16 protein-coding genes are annotated in these 17,971 nt (G+C 69.5%); 10 read left to right on the plus strand and 6 right to left on the minus strand.

The annotated features are described in order from the left end of the window. Positions 1-93 precede the first annotated feature (93 nt). The 4 genes from ABMY26_RS13030 (at position 94) to ABMY26_RS13045 (ending at position 4,601) form a co-directional block, all read left to right on the plus strand. Positions 94-837, plus strand: a complete 744-nt coding sequence (locus ABMY26_RS13030) for an EboA domain-containing protein (protein ID WP_372396141.1) — start codon at positions 94-96, stop codon at positions 835-837. After that, positions 834-1,763 (plus strand): TatD family hydrolase, encoded by a 930-nt coding sequence (locus ABMY26_RS13035; protein WP_372396142.1) that lies wholly within the window; start codon positions 834-836, stop codon positions 1,761-1,763. The genes ABMY26_RS13030 and ABMY26_RS13035 overlap by 4 nt, the downstream gene beginning before the upstream one ends. Next, entirely contained in the window at positions 1,760-3,136 is a 1,377-nt protein-coding gene (locus ABMY26_RS13040) for an alkaline phosphatase family protein (protein WP_372396143.1), read from the plus strand. The genes ABMY26_RS13035 and ABMY26_RS13040 overlap by 4 nt, the downstream gene beginning before the upstream one ends. Positions 3,137-3,260: 124 nt before the next feature. Continuing rightward, on the plus strand, positions 3,261-4,601 hold the full coding sequence (locus tag ABMY26_RS13045; RefSeq protein WP_372396144.1) for a TolC family outer membrane protein: 1,341 nt from the start codon (positions 3,261-3,263) through the stop codon (positions 4,599-4,601). A gap of 60 nt (positions 4,602-4,661) precedes the next feature. On the opposite strand, the gene ABMY26_RS13050 is transcribed toward ABMY26_RS13045, so the two are convergent. The 3 genes from ABMY26_RS13050 to ABMY26_RS13060 form a co-directional block, all read right to left on the minus strand. Next, positions 4,662-5,807, minus strand: a complete 1,146-nt coding sequence (locus ABMY26_RS13050) for a hypothetical protein (protein ID WP_372396145.1) — start codon at positions 5,805-5,807, stop codon at positions 4,662-4,664. A gap of 33 nt (positions 5,808-5,840) precedes the next feature. After that, positions 5,841-6,953, minus strand: coding sequence for a ferritin-like protein (locus tag ABMY26_RS13055; RefSeq protein WP_372396146.1), 1,113 nt, complete (start codon positions 6,951-6,953; stop codon positions 5,841-5,843). Between the two features lie 62 nt (positions 6,954-7,015). Further along, on the minus strand, positions 7,016-8,848 hold the full coding sequence (locus tag ABMY26_RS13060; protein ID WP_372396147.1) for a hypothetical protein: 1,833 nt from the start codon (positions 8,846-8,848) through the stop codon (positions 7,016-7,018). A gap of 333 nt (positions 8,849-9,181) precedes the next feature. Here ABMY26_RS13060 and ABMY26_RS13065 point away from each other — a divergent pair, with 333 nt between their 5' ends. The 4 genes from ABMY26_RS13065 to ABMY26_RS13080 all read left to right on the plus strand — a co-directional run bounded on the left by ABMY26_RS13065 (position 9,182) and on the right by ABMY26_RS13080 (position 13,453). Further along, entirely contained in the window at positions 9,182-10,426 is a 1,245-nt protein-coding gene (locus tag ABMY26_RS13065; protein WP_372396148.1) for a 3-dehydroquinate synthase, read from the plus strand. A gap of 16 nt (positions 10,427-10,442) precedes the next feature. After that, entirely contained in the window at positions 10,443-11,621 is a 1,179-nt protein-coding gene (eboE, locus tag ABMY26_RS13070) for a metabolite traffic protein EboE (protein WP_372396149.1), read from the plus strand. After that, entirely contained in the window at positions 11,597-12,496 is a 900-nt protein-coding gene (locus ABMY26_RS13075; protein WP_372396150.1) for a UbiA family prenyltransferase, read from the plus strand. Before eboE ends, ABMY26_RS13075 begins: the two co-directional genes overlap by 25 nt. Positions 12,497-12,724: 228 nt before the next feature. After that, a complete protein-coding gene (locus tag ABMY26_RS13080; RefSeq protein WP_372396151.1) occupies positions 12,725-13,453 on the plus strand; it encodes a hypothetical protein in 729 nt (242 codons plus the stop codon). Positions 13,454-13,486: 33 nt separating this feature from the next. Here the strand turns inward: ABMY26_RS13080 and ABMY26_RS13085 are convergent, their stop codons facing one another. Further along, entirely contained in the window at positions 13,487-14,578 is a 1,092-nt protein-coding gene (locus tag ABMY26_RS13085; protein WP_372396152.1) for a response regulator, read from the minus strand. Between the two features lie 242 nt (positions 14,579-14,820). Here ABMY26_RS13085 and ABMY26_RS13090 point away from each other — a divergent pair, with 242 nt between their 5' ends. Next, a complete protein-coding gene (locus ABMY26_RS13090; RefSeq protein WP_372396153.1) occupies positions 14,821-15,900 on the plus strand; it encodes an MBL fold metallo-hydrolase in 1,080 nt (359 codons plus the stop codon). On the opposite strand, the gene ABMY26_RS13095 is transcribed toward ABMY26_RS13090, so the two are convergent. Then, a complete protein-coding gene (locus tag ABMY26_RS13095; RefSeq protein WP_045585056.1) occupies positions 15,887-16,096 on the minus strand; it encodes a hypothetical protein in 210 nt (69 codons plus the stop codon). The genes ABMY26_RS13090 and ABMY26_RS13095 overlap by 14 nt on opposite strands. 152 nt (positions 16,097-16,248) lie before the next feature. Here ABMY26_RS13095 and ABMY26_RS13100 point away from each other — a divergent pair, with 152 nt between their 5' ends. Beyond that, positions 16,249-16,707 carry a hypothetical protein gene (locus tag ABMY26_RS13100; protein WP_372396154.1) on the plus strand — a complete coding sequence of 153 codons (459 nt, stop codon included), beginning with the start codon at positions 16,249-16,251 and terminating at the stop codon, positions 16,705-16,707. A gap of 96 nt (positions 16,708-16,803) precedes the next feature. On the opposite strand, the gene ABMY26_RS13105 is transcribed toward ABMY26_RS13100, so the two are convergent. Then, complete coding sequence (locus ABMY26_RS13105) at positions 16,804-17,904, minus strand: branched-chain amino acid ABC transporter substrate-binding protein (protein ID WP_372396155.1); 1,101 nt, start codon at positions 17,902-17,904, stop codon at positions 16,804-16,806. Positions 17,905-17,971 lie beyond the last annotated feature (67 nt).

The raw sequence follows: 17,971 nt of genomic DNA on the forward strand, positions 1-17,971 counted from the left end.
GCGCACCGCCATTTTTGACTTTCTCGCCGCACTCCCTCGCGTATATGATTGCAGAGACCTGCATTTCATCAACCGGGGCTGTGCGGCGCAACGATGACCTCCTGTCCAGCGGATCGCGGCGTCCTGCCGGCCCTCGTCGCCGCTCGCGACCCCGACAGTGCCGCCTGGCTCGCGGCCCTGCTGGCCGTCCCACCCCTGCCCGGTACCCCCGCCTTCATGCGCGCCTTCGCCGCGGCCGGCCGCCGGCTGCGCGAAGCCCCGCCGCCGCGGGACGGCGAGGTGCCGGCCCTGATGGCGCTCGGCATCGCCGCGCCCGCTTTGTGGAGCGGTCCGCGGCTGCTGCGCGCCGCCCTGCTCGCCGGTACCGCCGAGGCCGCGGGCAGCGAGGCCCCGGCCCGGCTGACCGCTGCCTTCCGCACCTCCGACACCGAGGAGCGGGCGGCGATCCTCCAGGCGCTGATGCTGCTGCCCGATCCGGCGCGCTTCGCCGCCCTGGCCGCCGACGCCTGCCGGTCCAGCGTACAGCCGGTGTTCGAGGCGATCGCGGGAGACAACCGCTTCCCCGCCGCCCATCTGTCCGAACCGGTCTTCAACCAGATGGTGCTGAAGGCGGTGTTCACCGGCATGCCGCTCGCCCGCGTCGCCGGGCTGGCGGAGCGGACGACCCCCGCCCTGCGCCGCATGGCCGCCGATTTCCGCAGCGAACGCCGCGCCGCCGGCCGCATCGTGCCGGCCGATCTCGACCTCCTGCTCGACGCCGTCCCCGCCGACCATTCAGCTGCCTGTCCAACCGCCTCTCAGGCCGCCTGTCCAGCCAATGGGATCCCCACGCCATGAAGCTGTTCGACCCGCACATCCACATGACGTCGCGCACCACCGACGATTACGCCGCCATGCGCCGGGCCGGCATCGTCGCGGTGACCGAGCCGGCCTTCTGGCTGGGCCAGCCGCGCACCCATGCCGGCAGCTTCGAGGATTATTTCCTGTCGCTGGTCGGCTGGGAGCGGTTCCGCGCCAGCCAGTTCGGCATCCGCCATTTCTGCACGCTGGGCCTCAACCCGAAGGAGGCCAACAACCCCGACATCGTCGATCCGGTGCTGGACCTGGTCGACCTCTACCTGGAGAAGGACGGCGTCGTCGCCGTGGGCGAGATCGGCTATGACGACATGACCCCGGCGGAGGACGACATCCTCTCCCGGCAGGTCGAGATGGCGATGCGCCACCGCCTGCCGATCATGGTCCACACCCCCCACCGCGACAAGAAGGCCGGCACCCGCCGCACCATCGACCTGCTGCGCGAGGCCGGGGTGCCGCCGCACATGGTGCTGATCGACCACAACAACGAGGAAACGCTGCCGATCACGCTCGACAGCGGCTGCTGGGCCGGCCACACCATCTATCCCGGCAGCAAGATGGACGAGCCGCGCATGGTCGGGCTGGTCCAGACCTATGGCGCCGAGCGGATCATGGTCAACAGCTCGGCCGACTGGGGCATCAGCGACCCGCTGAAGGTGCCGAAGACGGTCGCGGCGATGGAGGAGGCCGGCATTTCCGCCGCGGCCATCGAGACCGTCGTCTGGCGCAACCCCATCGCCTTCTACGCCCAGAGCGGCCGCCTCGACCCGGCGGAGCTGGAAGTGACGCTGCCGGTCGACCAGCGCCTGCTGTTCGAGGGCAACACGGTGCTGCGCGGCCAGAAGCCGACGGTGGATCTGGCTGCCCTGCCTGCGGCCGCAGCCGGCCAGGTCGCCGAACCGGCATGACGGTCACGCGCCGGACCCTGGTCCTGAACGTAGTCGGCCTGACCGCCGACCTGTTGCCGCACGCCCCTGCCCTGTCGGCGCTCGCCACGCGCGGGGTCCGGTCGCTGGTGCCGCCGCTGCCGGCGGTGACCTGCACCGTGCAGGCCAGCATGCTGACCGGGCGGACGCCGTCGGGCCATGGCTGCGTCGCCAACGGCTGGTACGACCGCGACCTGTCGGAGATCCTGTTCTGGAAGCAGAGCAACCGGCTGGTGTCCGGCGAAACCCTGTGGGAGGAGGCGCGCCGCCGCGACCCGTCCTTCACCGGGGCCAAGCTGTTCTGGTGGTACAACATGTATTCGGGCGCGGACCTCAGCGTCACCCCGCGCCCGGTCTATTGCGCCGACGGCCGCAAGCTGCCCGACATCCACAGCCGGCCGGCCGGATTGCGCGACGAGCTGATCCAGCGGCTCGGCCCCTTCCCGCTGTTCCGCTTCTGGGGACCGGGGGCCGACATCGTCTCCAGCCGCTGGATCGCCGACTGCGCGGCGGAGGTGGAGCGGCGGATGCGCCCCAGCCTGTCGCTGGTCTATCTGCCGCACCTCGATTACGACCTGCAGCGCTTCGGTCCCGACGACCCGCGCATTCCGGCCCAGGTCGCGGCGGTGGACGGGCTGTGCGCCCCGCTGATCGAGCGGGCGGAGCGCGAGGGCATGCGGGTGATCGTGCTGTCGGAATACGGCATCACCAAAGTGACCGGCCCGGTCGCCATCAACCGCGCCCTGCGCGAGGCCGGGCTGATCGCGGTGCGCACCGAACAGGGCGGCGAGCTGCTCGACCCCGGCGCGTCGGAGGCCTTCGCGGTGGCCGACCACCAGATCGCCCATATCCATGTCGCCCGCCCCGAACGGGTGCCGGAGGTGCGGGATCTCGTCGCCGGGCTGGACGGGGTCGAGCGGGTGCTCGACCGCATCGACCAGCGCGCCGCCGGAATCGACCATCCGCGCTCCGGCGATCTGGTGGCGGTCAGCCGGGCCGACCGCTGGTTCAGCTACCCCTATTGGCTGGACGACGCCCGCGCCCCCGACTTCGCCCGCACGGTGGAGATCTTCCGCAAGCCCGGCTACGACCCGGCGGAGCTGTTCATCGATCCGGCGATCCGCTGGCCGAAGCTGGCCATCGGCTGGCGGCTGGCGCGCAAGGCGCTGGGCTTCCGCACCCTGATGGACCTGATCCCGCTGGACGGCGGCCTGGTCAAAGGCTCGCACGGCCGCCCCACCGACCGGGCGGAGGCCGGGCCGCTGCTGATCTCCTCCGAGCCGGCCCTGCTGCCGGACGGCCCGGTCCCGGCGGAGGCGGTGAAGGGGCTGATCCTGTCCCACCTGTTCGACTGACGGCAGGGGACACGGCGCCAGCCCCGCATGGCTGCCCGGCCGCAGGGGGACGGGCGGCCCTCCCGTAACAGGCGTCGTCGCCGGAAGATGCGGCGGGCGCTGTTGCAGGAGGCTTTGCGATACGATGAGTCCGGAAATTTGGCTAGCTTGCGCTGGGCGGGTTTGCCGCGCCGCGCTCGCGGCCGGGCTGGCGCTGCTACTGGCAGCGGCACCGGCCGGGGCGATGACCCTGCAGGAGGCGCTGTCGCGCGCCCAGGCGACGAATCCGACGTTGGCGGCGGAGCAGGCCCGCCTGCGCGCAGTGGACGAGCAGATCCCGCAGGCGATGTCCGGCTACCGGCCGACGGTCACCGCCACGCTGGGGCTCAGCCGCGACCTGACCGACACGCGCTATGAGGGCATCGGCAGCGAGCGGACGGAGACAAACGCCAAGAGCGCATCGGTCAGCGCCAGCCAACCGCTCTTCGATGCGACCGTAGCCCCGGCCGTGCGTAGGGCCGAGCGGCTGGTCGAGGCGGAACGCGCCACCCTGCTGGCGACCGAACAGACCGTGCTGCTGAACGCCGCGACCGCCTATCTCGACGTGGTGAAGAATCAGGAACTGGTGGCACTCAACGCCGCCAACGTGGCGCTGCTGCAACGGCAGTTGAAGGCGGCGCAGGACCGCGCCCGGGTCGGCGAATACACCCGCACCGACGTCGCCCAGGCCGAATCCCGGCTGGCCCAGGCGGTGGCGTCGCGGCAGACAGCGGACGGCACGCTGGAGACGGCGCGCGCCGGCTTCGTCCGCATCGTCGGCAGCCTGCCGGGAACGCTGGCGGCACCGAAGCCGGCCTTCCGCCTGCCAAAGACGCTGGAGGAGGCGTCGGCGCTGGCCCGCGCCAACAACCCGTCTGTCCTCAGCGCCGCCTATACGGAGGACGCCCAGCGCCACTATGTCGACCGGCAGTTCGGCCAGCTGCTGCCCTCCGCCACCCTGTCGGCCAGCGGCTCCCGGACCTGGGATCCCGGCCGCGACGACGGCATCGACTACACCCGCACCGACAGCCTGACCGCGCGCGTGCAGGTGACGGCCCCGCTCTATCAGGCCGGCCTGCCGGAGTCCCAGGTTCGCGAGGCGAAGCAGACGGCCGGGCAGTACCGCCTGCAGACCCGCGAGCAGGGCAACCAGAGCGTCGAGAGCGCCGTCACCGCCTGGGCGGCGCTGGAAACGGCGCGGGCCAACATCCACTCCTACCGCGACCAGATCAAGGCGGCCCAGACCGCGCTCGACGGCCTGCGGGAAGAGGCCAAGGTCGGCAGCCGCACCCTGCTGGACGTGCTGGACCAGGAACAGGAGCTGCTGACCAGCCGGGTCAATCTGGTCGGCGCCCAGCGCGACGAAACGGTCGCCGCCTTCCAGCTGCTCGCCGCCTGCGGACAGCTGTCGGCGGAGCGGCTGGGGCTGGAGAAGCGGACGCACTGAGGGGAACCGCGAGGGGGCGACCGGAACCGCACCGCCCCCTCCATCGTCCCTTCCCCCGGCTTACTTCACCGGAATGCCGCCCCAGGTGCCGGACACCGGCGCGACCGACTTGGCGGCCTCGGCTGCCGGAGCCGGCGACTGGAGGGCGGCCGCCGCCGGCGGATTCTCGGCCGGGCGGTTGAACAGCTCGCAGTTCGGGATCTCGCCGACACACATCTTACCGATCAGATCCCAGGTCTTCGCCGGATCCGGGCGGACCTGGGCGAAGTTGGCGAAGTTCTGGCTGACGATCGGCGCGTCGGGCAGCGGCGCCGCCTGCTTCGGCACGCCGGAGAAATAGAAGGACTGCGGCTTGCGGTAGGGCTCGGTCGAGGCGCCTTCCGACGGCACCGGCTTGCCGGGCTTGTCCGGGGCGACGTTCGGCGGATGGCGGTAGGGCTCGTCGGTCAGACCCTCGGTGTCCGGCACCGCCTTGGCGTTGAAGGCATAGCCGAACAGGATGCCGCCGTTGGCGGTCTGGTCCGGGGTGACGCCGGTCTGTGCCGGGCCGCCATTGGTGCCGACCCAGATCGAATAGCCCTGGATCCGGTAGTCCAGCCGGGCGCTGTCGCCGCTGCTGTAGGGCAGATGCTTGATGAAGTCGCGCCGCGGCGGGTGGTTCAGCGGCGAGAAGCTGCAGCAGGGCGGCATGCCCGCCGGCCGGTCCTGTTCATAGGTCAGGAAGAAGGCGCGGTCGCCGAGCGAAACGAAGGAACAGGTGAACTGGTTGCTGCCGGGGAAGATCGGCAGGCAGCGCTTCTCGTAATGCTCCATCATCGCGCCCTTGCCCATCGGGCCGGCGACGGTGCTGTCGTAATAGGTCGAGCCGTAGGAGACCTCGTAATCCTCGCCTTCCTTCAGCGGGGCCGGCGGCTTGCCGTCATAGGGCGGCGGCGCCTCGACATACTTGTTGAAGACCCGGTACATGGTCCAGTTGGTCGACCAGAAGGCCGGGAACAGCGGGTCGGACGGCTCGCCGGCATTGCGCGGGACGACGCAGCCCTTCCACGGGCAATTGCTGACCCAGGGCGGGTTGTGGACGCCGAAGGTGGCGTAGATGTTGCCGAAATCGCGGGCCTGGGCGGCCCCGGACAGGGCGGCCGGCCCCAGGACGGCCGCCCCCATGGCGATGGCACCGGCCGTGACGGTGCGGAGAAATCCGGTCATGTCGAATGATCCTTGGAGCAGTCGGAGCAGTCTTCAGGGGATGTATTGCCAGGTCGGCGCGGCACACTTGCCGGACCCGTCGTTCAGCGGCGTCTGCATCAGGCTCTTCGCCTGGATCTTCAGGTCGAACATCAGCGCGACAGCGTCGTTGATCTTGTCGGGATTGCCGTTGAAGGACTGGTGCAGCGCCTTCAGCAGGTTCGAGTAATAGGTGTTGAAGGATTGCGACTGGATCGCCGCCGCCGAACCGGGCGCATAATCCTCCTGCTTGGGATCGTCGGGAATGTCGGCGACGCCGGTTGGGTCGAAGGGGATGGTCTCGTCGGTGAAGACCCACTCGTTCCCTTGCTTGGCGATCTTGCGGCCCTTGTAGATCTCGTAATAGGTGTAGTAGTGGGCCATGTTGCCGGTGTCGTCCTCGGTCGGGGCGGTCGGCGAACCTTCGCCTTCGACGATGATCCGCTCGATGGCGGCCTGGGCGTCGGCGAGGCACAGGATCGGCTTGATGCCGAACATGCCGTAGACCTGCCCGTCCGGCTTGCCGGAGAATACCCCCTCGCCCAGATTGGCCAGCGCCTTGGCGATGTCCTCGTAGAACTCGCCGATGGTGCGGTAATTGTCCTTGATGTCGGAGGACGCCCGCAGCAGCCCGGCGTCCTGGATGTCGATCGGGTCGGCCGGCTCCTCGATCACCATGAAGCAAGTCTTGATCTGGTCCTTGGAGAAGGGACGCAGGTGCGCCTTGAATTCCCGCGTGCCGGGCTGGGTTCCGATCTCCTTCGGCAGGCCGCCGGGATATGTCGGAATGAATTTTGGGTTGTCGATCGCCGGGTGGCCGCCGACGGCGACCAGGATGTTGGCGGCCTGGCAGAAATGCTCCATCTCCTGCATCGCCACGCCGATGATCATGTTGGCGATGGCGCCGTTCTTCGCGTCGTCCAGCGAATAGGCGGCCTGGAGATAGACCGGCAGGGTGGCGTGTTCCAGCTCGACCGCGAGCTGGAGGTTGTAGCGCACATCCTCGATCGTGGTCGGCCGCTCGGCCGTCACGTACAGGGTGTTGGAGGCGGGCTTGGCGATGTCGGTCGCCTTGGTGCCGGCGGCCGGCACCGCGACGGCCTCCGCCTGGCTGGCGTCGGTGGTCATGGCATGAGCTCCATCGAGCGGATTCGGGCTGGGTCGGGCGGATTGCGGGAAGGGCCGGTCCGTCACTTGCGCAGGAAGGGCGGCCTGATCGGCTTGGTGGCCAGCCAGCTCAGCGCCTCCTGCACCTCCGGCGAGACCGCCGTCGACCGTGGCGGCTTGGGCGCAGTCACCTCGCCGCGGACCGGGTCGGCCGCCCATTTCAGGACCGCCTCGCGCTTGGCCGGCGACAGGTCGCGCACGACCGGCATGTAGTTGGGATCCTCGACCGGCAGCGACATGGCGACCTGAAGCGAATAGAGATGCTTGCGGACGCTGTCATAGTCGGACATGTCCAGCACCGGCAGCATCACCGGGTACAGGTTGGCGTACTGGAACAGGATCGGCTCGATGTCCTGTTCCCAGGTCGGCTTTTCCGGCACCGCATAGGGGCTCCACAGCAGGACGCTGATGAAGTCGAAGGGGTCGTAGTAGGACAGCGGCGTCGCGTCGGCGAAGGCCGGGCGGACGCCATAGACCTGCCCGTCGATGTCGTCGGCCTTGCGCGGCTCGCCGGGATCGCCGCCGGTCAGCACCAGCTCGGCCTTCCCGGCCGCGTCGGTGGTCAGCGTATCGGGGAAGGTCAGCGCCGCTTCCGGCATTCCGACAGCCGGCGAGCCGCCATAGCCGGACAGCCCGCTCGGATCGAGCGCCACCGCGATCTCGGCGCCCTCCAGCGGCTTGCCGAATTTGGTCGCCCACAGCGTGACCGGCGTGCTGTCGCCCGGGCTCATGCGGAAGACGAACTCGTCGGCCTTCACCACCCGGCCATCGGGCGACTCCTGGCCGAGGATCGTGTTCAGCGTCGGCGAATAGACCGCCAGCGGGCTGGTGCCGACGGCGGAGAGCTGGTCGCCGGTCAACGCGATGTCGACGATGCCGGCGGTGGTCTCGTACCAGTGGTTGCCCGGCGCCACGTCCGCCAGCTTGACGAAGCCCTGCGCGCCGCCGAAATAGCCGACCTGCAACGGCTGGTCGACCATCGCCCCGCGCCATTCGCGGAACGGAATGGAGTTGCCCAGGTCGACGCTCAGCCGGCTGGCCGCCTCGTCCACCGCGGCGGTGGCGTAGTAGAAGGGCACCGGGCTGCCGGCGTTGGCGTCGCTGGTAAGCGGCTGGATGCGGCGGCCGAGCGTGAAGAAGCGCGGCTCGTCCTTGCGGGCGACGCCGATGCTGCCGGTCAGCACGCCGGTGGTGAAGTCGGGCGGGTTGGGCAGATAGCGCTTGTGGTCCGGCGGGTTGACGCCGTACCCCGCATTGTAGCCGGTGACGTTGAACTTGATCGACAGAAGCCCGTCGGCAGCCGCCTCCTTCAGCGCGGTCAGGAAGGCGGAGGCGGACACGTCGCCCCAGGCCAGATCCCTCAGCACCGACTGGAAACTGGCGCCGAAATAGGCCGGCGGGTGCGGCGGGTGTTCGAAGGCCTTGCCGGGCGACCAGTTGCGCGCCCACAGGTCGGTGAAGGACGCGACGTCGAAATCGCCGCGCAGCAGCTCCAGCCCGTTGACGCCGGTCAGCCGCACCAGCAGCCCCCAGATCGCCGAGACCATCTGCTGGTCGGTGTCGAGGTCGACCATCTTGGCCGGCGGCCGGTCGTCGGCATCGGTCACCGCCAGCCCGATCACCGGGTCGTCCGCCACCGGCCGGCCGTCGGCGGCCACCGCGCCGGTGACCTTGCAGTCCGTCAGCCGCCACACGCCGGTGCCGTAGGGGTTCCAGTAGCCGATCTTCCAGCCGGCGTAATCCTCCGCCGTGTAGCGCTTGTCGTCCTTGTAGGCGTAATCGTGGTTGTTCACCGTCGAGACGTCGGCGATGAACTTGCCCGTAAAGGTCAGCCGAGGCCCGGTCAGATAGGACATGCGGACATTCCTCCATGCCGGCGCACAAGAGCGCCGCTCGTGAATCAATTCGTTACAGTGATTACAGGATAGAAACCGAGTATACATATCTGTTCGCTGTCACATTTCTCATGCAACATACGCAGATATTCATTCTTTCATTGCCACACGCCTGCGTCTTCCTGACGCCGCGTGAGCAATAGTCTGTATCAAAGACATCGTAACTTGAACAGATCTATTGCGACCGGAAGGATGCGTCGCTAGCTTCCGTCATCGCATAAAGCGTATTTCTGAATCGCACATCGCGAAGATGGACTGTACGCGCCCCCCACGGCAAGGCGGAGCAACACGCAGATGCCCATTCCGACCACGCACCCGGCGGACGCCGCCACCCGGACCGGCGACTTGCCCGACACCGTCCGGATCCACCGCCAGCGCTTCACCGTCGCCTTCGACTATGCCGTCGTCTTCACCCGCGGCGCCTTCGATCCGGCCAACGGCGCGCTTGCGACGGCAATGGGGGCTGCAATGGGGGCCGCCATCCAGGACGGCACGCCACGGCCGCGCTGCGTCGTCTTCGTCGATCTCGGGGTGCTGTCCGGCCATCCCGGCCTGCCCGCCGCGATCTCCGCCCATTTCGCCGGGCGTGGCGACCTGCCCGCGCTGGTGCGCGAGCCGGTGGTGCTGCCGGGAGGCGAGGCGGTGAAGAACGATCCGGCGCTGATCGGGCAGATGCACGACGTCATCCTCGGCGCCGGCATCGACCGCCATTCCTATGTGCTCGCGGTCGGCGGCGGCGCCTTCCTCGACGCGGTCGGGCTCGCCGCCTCGACCGCGCATCGCGGGGTGCGGCTGGTGCGGGTGCCGACGACGGTGCTGGCGCAGAACGATTCCGGCGTCGGGGTGAAGAGCGCGATCAACCGCAACGGCGCCAAGAACCAGATCGGCACCTTCGCGCCGCCCTGGGCGGTGGTCAACGATTCGGCCTTCCTGGATACGCTGCCGCCGCGCGACCGGCTGGCCGGCATGGCAGAGGCGGTCAAGGTGGCGCTGATCCGCGACGGCGCCTTCTTCGAATGGCTGGAACGCTCGGCCGACGCGCTCGCCCTGTTCGAAATCCCGGCGGTCGAGTATCTGATCCGCCGCTGCGCCGAGCTGCACATGCGCCAGATCGCCGAAGGCGGCGACCCGTTCGAGCAGGGCAGCGCCCGCCCGCTCGATTTCGGCCACTGGTCGGCCCACAAGCTCGAGGCCATCACCCGCAACCATCTGCGCCACGGCGAGGCGGTGGCGATCGGCATCGCGCTCGACACCCGCTATTCGGTGCTGGCCGGCCTGCTGCCGGAGGGCGAGGATCTGCGCGTCGCCGTGCTGCTGGAGCATCTGGGCTTCCGCCTTTGGCATCCGGCCCTGGCACGGCGCGGCGAGGACGGCCGGCCGCTGGTGCTGGCCGGGCTGGAGGAGTTCCGCGAGCATCTCGGCGGCCGGCTGACCATCACCCTGCTGGCCGGCATCGGCCGCGGCGTCGAGGTGAACGCGATGGACCCGGCGCTGGTCGAGCGGGCCATCGGCTGGCTCGCCCTGCGGGAGCAAAGCTGATGCGGGAACAGGGCTGATGCGGTTAGCGGACGGGCGCGGGACGCTCGGCTACTGCCTGAACGTCCACCCGACCCAGACGCTGGCGGAGGTGCGCGCCGCCCTGCTGGGGCCGGTGCGGACCATCGCGCGCCGGCTTTGCCCGGCGGAGCCCTTCGCGGTCGGGCTGCGCCTGTCGGCGGAGGCGGCGGCCCGGCCGGACGCCGCGACGGAGCTGGCGGCGATCTTCGCCGGCGAGGGCTTCGCCGCCTACACCATGAACGGCTTCCCCTATGGCCCCTTCCACGGCGTGCCGGTGAAGGAGGCGGTCTATGAACCGGACTGGACCACGCCGGACCGGCTGGCCTACACGCTGGACCTCGCCCGCATCATGGCGGCGCTGGTGCCGCCGAAGGAGACGGCGACCATCAGCACCGTGCCCGGCGGCTTCGCGCCGCGGACGCGCAGCCGGGAGGCAGCGGTGGCCGAGGGACTGCTGCGCGCCGCCGCCGGGCTGGTCCGGCTGGAGCGGGAAACCGGCCGCCGCGTCGCGCTGGCGCTGGAGCCGGAGCCCTTCTGCCTGCTGGAAACCACCGCCGAAGCCGTCGCCTTCTTCGGCGGCCATCTGTTCACCCCGTCGGCGGCGGAGCGGCTGGCCGAGCTGACCGGCCTCGGTCCGGACGACGCGGCGGCAGCCCTGCCGCGCCATCTCGGCCTCTGCCTCGACGCCTGCCACATGGCGGTGATGTTCGAGGAGCCGGAGGCGACGCTTTCCGCACTGGACTCCGCCGGCATCCCGATCCACAAGATGCAGATCAGCGCCGCCCTGCGCATCCCGCGGCTGGACGCCGATGCCCGGCGGCGGGCGGCGGCCTTCCATGACGGCGTGTATCTGCACCAGACCATGGCGCGGCGGGCCGGCGGCACGGTGCTGCGTGCACTCGACCTGCCGCAGGCGCTGGAGCGCGGCGCGGCGGCTGACGGCGAGGAGTGGCGCATCCATGTCCATGTCCCGCTGTTCGCCGAACCGGCCCCGCCGCTGGCCTCCACCGCCGATTCGCTGGAGCGGCTGCTGTCGCTCCATCGCAACCGGCCCTTCACCTCCCATTTGGAGGTGGAGACCTACACTTGGTCGGTCCTGCCGCCGGAGCTGGGCGGCATCGACGTCACCGCGGGAATCGAGAAGGAATTGCGATGGGTGCTTCAACGGCTTGGCTGATCCGGCCGCGGGCGGCGCTGGTGCTGGGACGGGTGTCCAACCTGCCGACGGTGGTCAGCGACGCGCTGGCCGGGCTGACGCTGGCGGGGGTCGGCATGTCGGGCGGGTCGCTGCTGGCGCCGCTGCTGGAAGCCTCCCTGGCGCTGGCGCTGTTCTATGTCGGCGGCATGTATCTGAACGACGCCTTCGACGCCGCCATCGATGCGCGGGAGCGGCCCAACCGGCCGATCCCGAACGGCGACGCCTCGCGCATCGCCGTGTTCGTCGCCGGCTTCCTGCTGCTGGCGCTCGGGCTTGTGCTGGCGGCGCGCAGCGGGGCGGCCGGCGCGCTGAACGGGGCGGCGCTGGCTGCGGCGATCCTGATCTACGACGTGGTGCACAAGCGGACGGCGCTGGCCCCGGCGATCATGGGGGCCTGCCGCTTCTTCGCTTATTCCACCGCGGCCGCCATCGCCGGCGCATCGGCCGGACTGGCGCTGGTGCTGGGGGCCGCCGGGCTGTTCGCCCATGTGGTCGGCCTGACCTATGCCGCCAAGCAGGAGGCGTACGACCGGCTGGACCGCGCCTGGCCGCTGGCGGTGCTCGCCCTGCCGCTGCTCGGCACGCTGGCCGCCACCTTGTGGCTGCGCGGCGGCGATCTGGCCGGGCTGCTGCTGTGGCTGGCGCTGCTGGGCGCCTTGGCGGTTGCGCTGTTCCGCCTGTTCCGCCGCTCGCCGGGCGATGTGCCCAAGGCGGTGGGGCTGCTGATCGCCGCCATCGCGCTCTATGACGCGGTGCTGGTCGCCGCGGCCGGCGGCGCCGGCTGGGCGGTGCTGCTCGCCGCCCTGTGCTTCCCGGCGACGCTCGCCCTGCAACGGGTGGTGCCGGGAACCTGACACCTTGCCCCGTCCCTTGCCACGTCCCTTGCCCCGTCCCTTGCCCCGTCGGGGCCATGATGGGAAATTCCTGCCGCCACCACCGGGAACCGCAGGGCCAAAGCTGCCGCCCGGCAAGTCTGCCCCGACTGCAAAGCCTTTATTCACCAAAGGGTTGCCTTTGGCCCACATCCTGCAATCCCCTCGATCGCCATTCCTTCCAGGGAAGCGCAACGAGGGGAACGCACCATGGTCAGCCTGTCCAGTTACGCCGATGTCGGCGGCATGGCCCAGAGCCTGCAGCAGTCGATCGACGCCGCGGTCAAGCGCGTGCAGCAGCAGGCGGCCGGCGGGGCCAGTGGCGGTGCGGCCGGCAAGGTCCAGGAATACGAGCAGTCGGTCAACAAGTCGGCGCTGAACGCCGCCCCCTTCGCGACCAACATCGGCACGCTGGTCAAGGACACCAGCCGGCTGAACGTCTTCAGCTCGCTGGCGGCCAACGACCCGGCCGACTTCTACAAATTCACGGTCACCAGCTCCGGCGCGGCGACGCTGGGAACCGTGGGCGACGCCGGGGTGCGGCTGCAGCTGATGGACCGCAGCGGCAAGGTGCTGGCCGACAGCAACAAGGATTCCGGCGCCACCTATGACGCCTTCCAGAAACTGAAATCCGGCCAGATGACGCTGGACAAGGGCGACTACACGCTGCGCATCGCCCGCGAGAAGGACGTCCCGGCCAAGGAGGCCAAGAGCTACGGCGTCCAGCTGCGCATGGGCAACTACAGCAAGGACTACGACACCATCGCCAAGCAGCCGGCCAAGGGCGACAACCCATTCGGCAACAATGCCAAGCTGCAGGGGCTGGCCTCGATCCTGGGCGCCGGCAGCAGCAGCTCCAACCCGGCCTCGATGCTGCTGGGCGCGTCGACCAGCGATTATTACGCCGGCCGCGGCTCGCTGCTGAACGCGCTGCTGTAAAAGGCGGAGGCGAGCCGCCTCACACCAGCCATCTCACGCCAGCCGGTCGCGCCCCGATTCCTTGACCAGCAGGACCGCCTGGGTGCGGCTGCCGACGCCCAGCGCCTTCAGCACGCCGGTGACATGGGTCTTCACCGTGGACAGATTCAGCCCCAGCCGCTCGCCGATCTCCTGGTTCGACAGGCCCTGGGCCAGCAGGTCCAGCACCTCCAGCTGACGGCGGGTCAGCCCGTCGAACAGGCCGGGCGCGCCGTTGCGCGCCGCCGTACCGGCCGCGGCCGGTGCACCCGGCATTCCCAGCACCGGCGGCACATAGGATCCGCCGGCCATCACCAGCCGCAGGATGTTCACCACCAGCACGTCGTCGGTCGATTTCGGGATGAAGGCGCGCACGCCGCGCGACAACACCGCGCGCATCTCGTCCGGCGAGTCGATCATCGAGAAGATGGCGACCGGCACCGGCGCCACGCGCCTGACCAGCGCCTCGACATCGTCCAGCCCGCCAAGCCCGGGCATCCGCAGATCCATGACGATCAGGTCGAACGCGGCCCCCTCGTCGAGAATGGCGTTCAATTGACCGAAGCTGGTGGCCGCCACCACCGTGGCCTGCTCGTCCAGTTCACCCACCAGATGCGTCAAGCCGCTGCGGACGATGGAATGATCGTCGGCGATCAGAACCTGCATGTACCGTCTCGAACCGAAGATGCGCGCTGCATCGTCATACGCTGACGCAACGGTCAACGCTACCTCCTTCGCACGCCGACGCGCGGCAATCGCGAGGAGGAGGGCCGGAAAGGATCGAAAGGGTGGGTGCCGGCCCTTCCCGACAGCCCCTTTCCGGGTCTGCGGCACGGTCGGGCCGGTCGGGACCATCGGCTGGTTCTCGCCCACCCCGTCGATCGAGATCATCCAGGCCGGTGTGCCGCGCGCGGCCAGCGCCTGGCGCACCGCCTCGGCCCGGCGCATCGGCAGGCGCTGGTTGTAGGACGGCGGGCCGGAAATGCCGGTATGGCCGATCGCCTGGATGCGGACGGCGCGCACCCGCCCGGCGGCGGCGGCGGCGCTCGAAAAGGCCAGGGAGGGAACGGCGCCGGCCAGTGCCGTGCCCAGCAGAATCCCACGCATCGCCATGGCCTCGTTTCCCATCGTTGATGGCGTTCAATGGCGTCGACGGATCGGCGGCGGACCGGACCTGCCATGGACTGCGGAGAAAGGCGTGGCAGACCGGGCTTCGGCTCCGACCGGGGAATCCGCCAACGGCGCTTCCAATCCCGGCCCCGCAAGGCCATCTTTTCCGTTGCAGAATTGCCGCAACGCACCAGCTTACGTTTCCCTTCACGATAACAATGGCTTGGACAGATCCCACGATGCCTTCTCCCCCGGACGATGCGACCGACTACCTCCCTTGCACCACCCCGGATCCCGGCCGCTGGCGGGAGGTGGCGCCCGGCGTGCTGTGGATCCGGCTGTCGCTGCCCTTCCAGCTCGACCACATCAATGTGTGGGCGCTCGACGGCGGGGCTGCCGGCTGGACGCTGGTCGATTGCGGGCTGGGCGATCCGCGCACGCGCGCCGCTTGGGAGCTTCTGTTGCACGATGCGCTGGGCGGACGTCCGGTGGAGCGGGTCGTCGTCACCCATTTCCACCCCGACCATATCGGCGCCGCCGGCTGGCTGGTGGAGCGGACCGGGGCGTCCTTCGCCGCCTCGCTGACCGAATGGCTGTTCGCCCGGACGCTGTCGGCGGGCAGCGACGCGGCCACCGACGCGGCGGTCGAGCGCTTCTACCGCCGCAGCGGGCTGGAGCCGGAGTCGCTGGCCGCCGTGCTCGGCCGCAAGGGGGCCTATGGCCGTGGCGTGCCGAGCGTCCCGGCGACGCTCACCCGGCTGCGGGCCGGAGACCGGCTGCCGGTGGGGGACCGGCTGTGGACGGTGGTCGGCGGCAGCGGCCACACGGCGGAGCCGGTCAGCCTCCACCGCCAAGCCGACGCGGCCGGCCCCGGCCTGCTGATTTCCGGCGATCAGATCCTGCCGCGCATCAGCCCCAACATCAGCGTCTGGCCGACCGAGCCGGACGCCGACCCGCTCGCCGATTATCTCGCCAGCCTTGCCGGCTGGTCCGCCCTGCCGGCGGAGACGCTGGTGCTGCCCTCCCATGGCCGGCCCTTCCGCGGCCTGCATGCCCGCGCCGGGGAACTGGCCCGCCACCATGCGGAGCGGCTGGCCGAGATCGAGGCTCTGTGCGCCACGCCGCAGACCGCGGCGGCGGTGACGCGGGCGTTGTTCCCGCGGCCGCTCGATACCCACCAGACGGTCTTCGCCCTGGGCGAAGCGGTGGCGCACCTCAACCATCTGATCGCCAAGGGGCGGCTGGAACGGCGGGCCGCCGGGCCGGACGTCGACCTCTACCGCCGGGTCGACGCCGCGGCGACCGTCACTGCTCGGTGACGATCTCGAACTGCTGCGGATCGAGCAGGGTCGACACCGACAGGGTCTTCAACGTCTTCGGGTCGTCGGTCCGCTTCATCTGGGCGTGCTGGGTGCCCATGCCGTCCTTGCGGATGGCGATCACCTCCCAATAGCCGCCGCTGGGGGACAGCTTGCGGTAAATCTGCCCCTCGACCACCTCGCGCTTCCTGCGCATTTTCCGTTCTCCAAAACCCGTCCCGAACCGGCGGCCGTCACGGCCGCCGCGAAGGGCGCCATTGAAGCACAAAACACCCCGGCCGTGGCGAGTGTCCGTTCGGTGACCCTTCGCGGACACCGCTGCGGCCCCGGAACCCATCGGATGCCGAATTGAAGCAGCCGATGGGTTCCAGTCTTTTGATTTTTCGTGCGATCCACGCTCCGGACGATTCCGTATGGACCGATCGCACTCTATCGCAGCGCAACACGACCGGGGCACTCCGCATGCGTCTTTGCTGCAGTGCGGTTTCGGGCTGGAACAAAGATCGCGGCTGTGGGTTCATAGAGGTCATGAACACCGATCTCGACGTGCTTGTCTTCGCGACCCGCCTGGTTGATGAACTGGGTGAAACCGCGATCCGCATGAGCCGCGTTCGTCTTGTCGAACTCACGGCTGCCAATCAAATCCGCGCTGCCGCCTTCTGGCGGGAGGTGATGCAGACGTCCCAACGGCTGCTGGACGAGCGGTCGGGCCGGCGGCTCTGCCCGGGAGGCGGCCCGGGCCTATCCCCGGCGACCCTTGCGGCGGCGCAACCGACAGTATCCCATGTTCCCCGGCCGATTCCCTGATCCGGCGACGCCGCGAAACCGGTGTCCGGCAGTCCGCGACGCAAAAGGGCCGGCACTTGGTGCCGGCCCCTTCCGCGCAACGCCGATGCGTGCCGCTTACTTCACTTCGGCATACTGGCCGTTGTGCCACTTGTACCAGACATAGGCCGGGCTGGTGACGTCGCCCTTGGCATCGAAACCGATCTTGCCGATGACGGTCTCGTAGCTGCCCTTGCGCAGAACCTCGGAAACCTTGGCGGCGTCCGTCGACTTCGCCTGCTTCACCGCCTCGGCCCAGATCTGGAGCGCGGCATAGGTGTACAGGGTGTAGCCTTCCGGCTCGTAGCCGGCCTTGCGGAACTTCTCCACCACGGCCTTGGCGTCCGGCTTCTCGCGCGGGTCCGGGCCGAAGGTCATCATGGTGTCCTCGCCGGCGTCGCCGGTGATGGCCCAGTACTCGTTGGTCACCAGCGCGTCGCCCGACACGATGGGGGCCTTCAGGCCCTGGTCCTTCATCTGGCGGGCCAGCAGGCCGGCCTCGGTGTGGTAGCCACCGACATAGACGGCGTCGACGTTCGCCTGCTTCAGCTTCGACACCAGGGCGGAATAGTCCTTCTCACCGGCCGTATAGGCTTCGTAGATGGCTTCCTTCTGGCCGCCGGCATTCAGCGCCTTCTGCGTCTCGTCGGCCAGACCCTTACCGTAGGCCGACTTGTCGTGCAGGATGGCGACGTTCTTGCCCTTGTACTTCTCAAGCAGATACTTGCCGGCGATCATGCCCTGCTGGTCGTCACGGCCGCAGACGCGGAAGACGTTCTTCAGGCCCTGCTCGGTCAGCTTCGGGTTGGTCGAGGCCGGGGAGATCTGCAGCATGCCTTCCTCGGCATAGACCTGGCTGGCCGGAATCGACGAGCCCGAGCAGAAGTGGCCGGCCACGAACTTCACACCGGCCTTGGCCAGCTGGTTGGCGACGGCGACGGCCTGCTTGGGATCGCAGGCGTCGTCGCCGACTTCCAGCTTCAGCTTCTGGCCCAGGACACCGCCGGCGGCATTGATGTCCGCGACAGCCTGCTCCATGCCCTTCTTCATCTGCTCGCCGAAGGTGGCGTACTGGCCGGTGATCGGGCCGGCGGTGGCCACCGCGATGTCGGCCTTGGCGGCCGTGGCGGAGAGCGCGGTCGCCGCGATGGCGGCGAGAAGGGACAGTTTGAATTTCATGGGTGTGCTTGCTCCCTGTTCTATGAGTGGTCCCTGTTGCAACATACCCCCGGCCCTTGCGGGCCTT

The sequence above is a fragment of the Azospirillum sp. HJ39 genome (assembly GCF_041507355.1).
In the GTDB taxonomy this organism is placed as follows: Bacteria; Pseudomonadota; Alphaproteobacteria; order Azospirillales; family Azospirillaceae; genus Azospirillum; species Azospirillum thiophilum.

Excerpts from the sequence above, each read along its gene's own strand:
- ABMY26_RS13030 (WP_372396141.1), top strand. The coding sequence starts at position 94 with ATGACCTCCTGTCCAGCGGATCGCGGCGTCCTGCCGGCCCTCGTCGCC.
- ABMY26_RS13035 (WP_372396142.1), top strand. The coding sequence starts at position 834 with ATGAAGCTGTTCGACCCGCACATCCACATGACGTCGCGCACCACCGAC.
- ABMY26_RS13040 (WP_372396143.1), top strand. The coding sequence starts at position 1,760 with ATGACGGTCACGCGCCGGACCCTGGTCCTGAACGTAGTCGGCCTGACC.
- ABMY26_RS13045 (WP_372396144.1), top strand. The coding sequence starts at position 3,261 with ATGAGTCCGGAAATTTGGCTAGCTTGCGCTGGGCGGGTTTGCCGCGCC.
- ABMY26_RS13050 (WP_372396145.1), bottom strand. The coding sequence starts at position 5,807 with ATGACCGGATTTCTCCGCACCGTCACGGCCGGTGCCATCGCCATGGGG.
- ABMY26_RS13055 (WP_372396146.1), bottom strand. The coding sequence starts at position 6,953 with ATGACCACCGACGCCAGCCAGGCGGAGGCCGTCGCGGTGCCGGCCGCC.
- ABMY26_RS13060 (WP_372396147.1), bottom strand. The coding sequence starts at position 8,848 with ATGTCCTATCTGACCGGGCCTCGGCTGACCTTTACGGGCAAGTTCATC.
- ABMY26_RS13065 (WP_372396148.1), top strand. The coding sequence starts at position 9,182 with ATGCCCATTCCGACCACGCACCCGGCGGACGCCGCCACCCGGACCGGC.
- eboE (WP_372396149.1), top strand. The coding sequence starts at position 10,443 with ATGCGGTTAGCGGACGGGCGCGGGACGCTCGGCTACTGCCTGAACGTC.
- ABMY26_RS13075 (WP_372396150.1), top strand. The coding sequence starts at position 11,597 with ATGGGTGCTTCAACGGCTTGGCTGATCCGGCCGCGGGCGGCGCTGGTG.
- ABMY26_RS13080 (WP_372396151.1), top strand. The coding sequence starts at position 12,725 with ATGGTCAGCCTGTCCAGTTACGCCGATGTCGGCGGCATGGCCCAGAGC.
- ABMY26_RS13085 (WP_372396152.1), bottom strand. The coding sequence starts at position 14,578 with ATGCGTGGGATTCTGCTGGGCACGGCACTGGCCGGCGCCGTTCCCTCC.
- ABMY26_RS13090 (WP_372396153.1), top strand. The coding sequence starts at position 14,821 with ATGCCTTCTCCCCCGGACGATGCGACCGACTACCTCCCTTGCACCACC.
- ABMY26_RS13095 (WP_045585056.1), bottom strand. The coding sequence starts at position 16,096 with ATGCGCAGGAAGCGCGAGGTGGTCGAGGGGCAGATTTACCGCAAGCTG.
- ABMY26_RS13105 (WP_372396155.1), bottom strand. The coding sequence starts at position 17,904 with ATGAAATTCAAACTGTCCCTTCTCGCCGCCATCGCGGCGACCGCGCTC.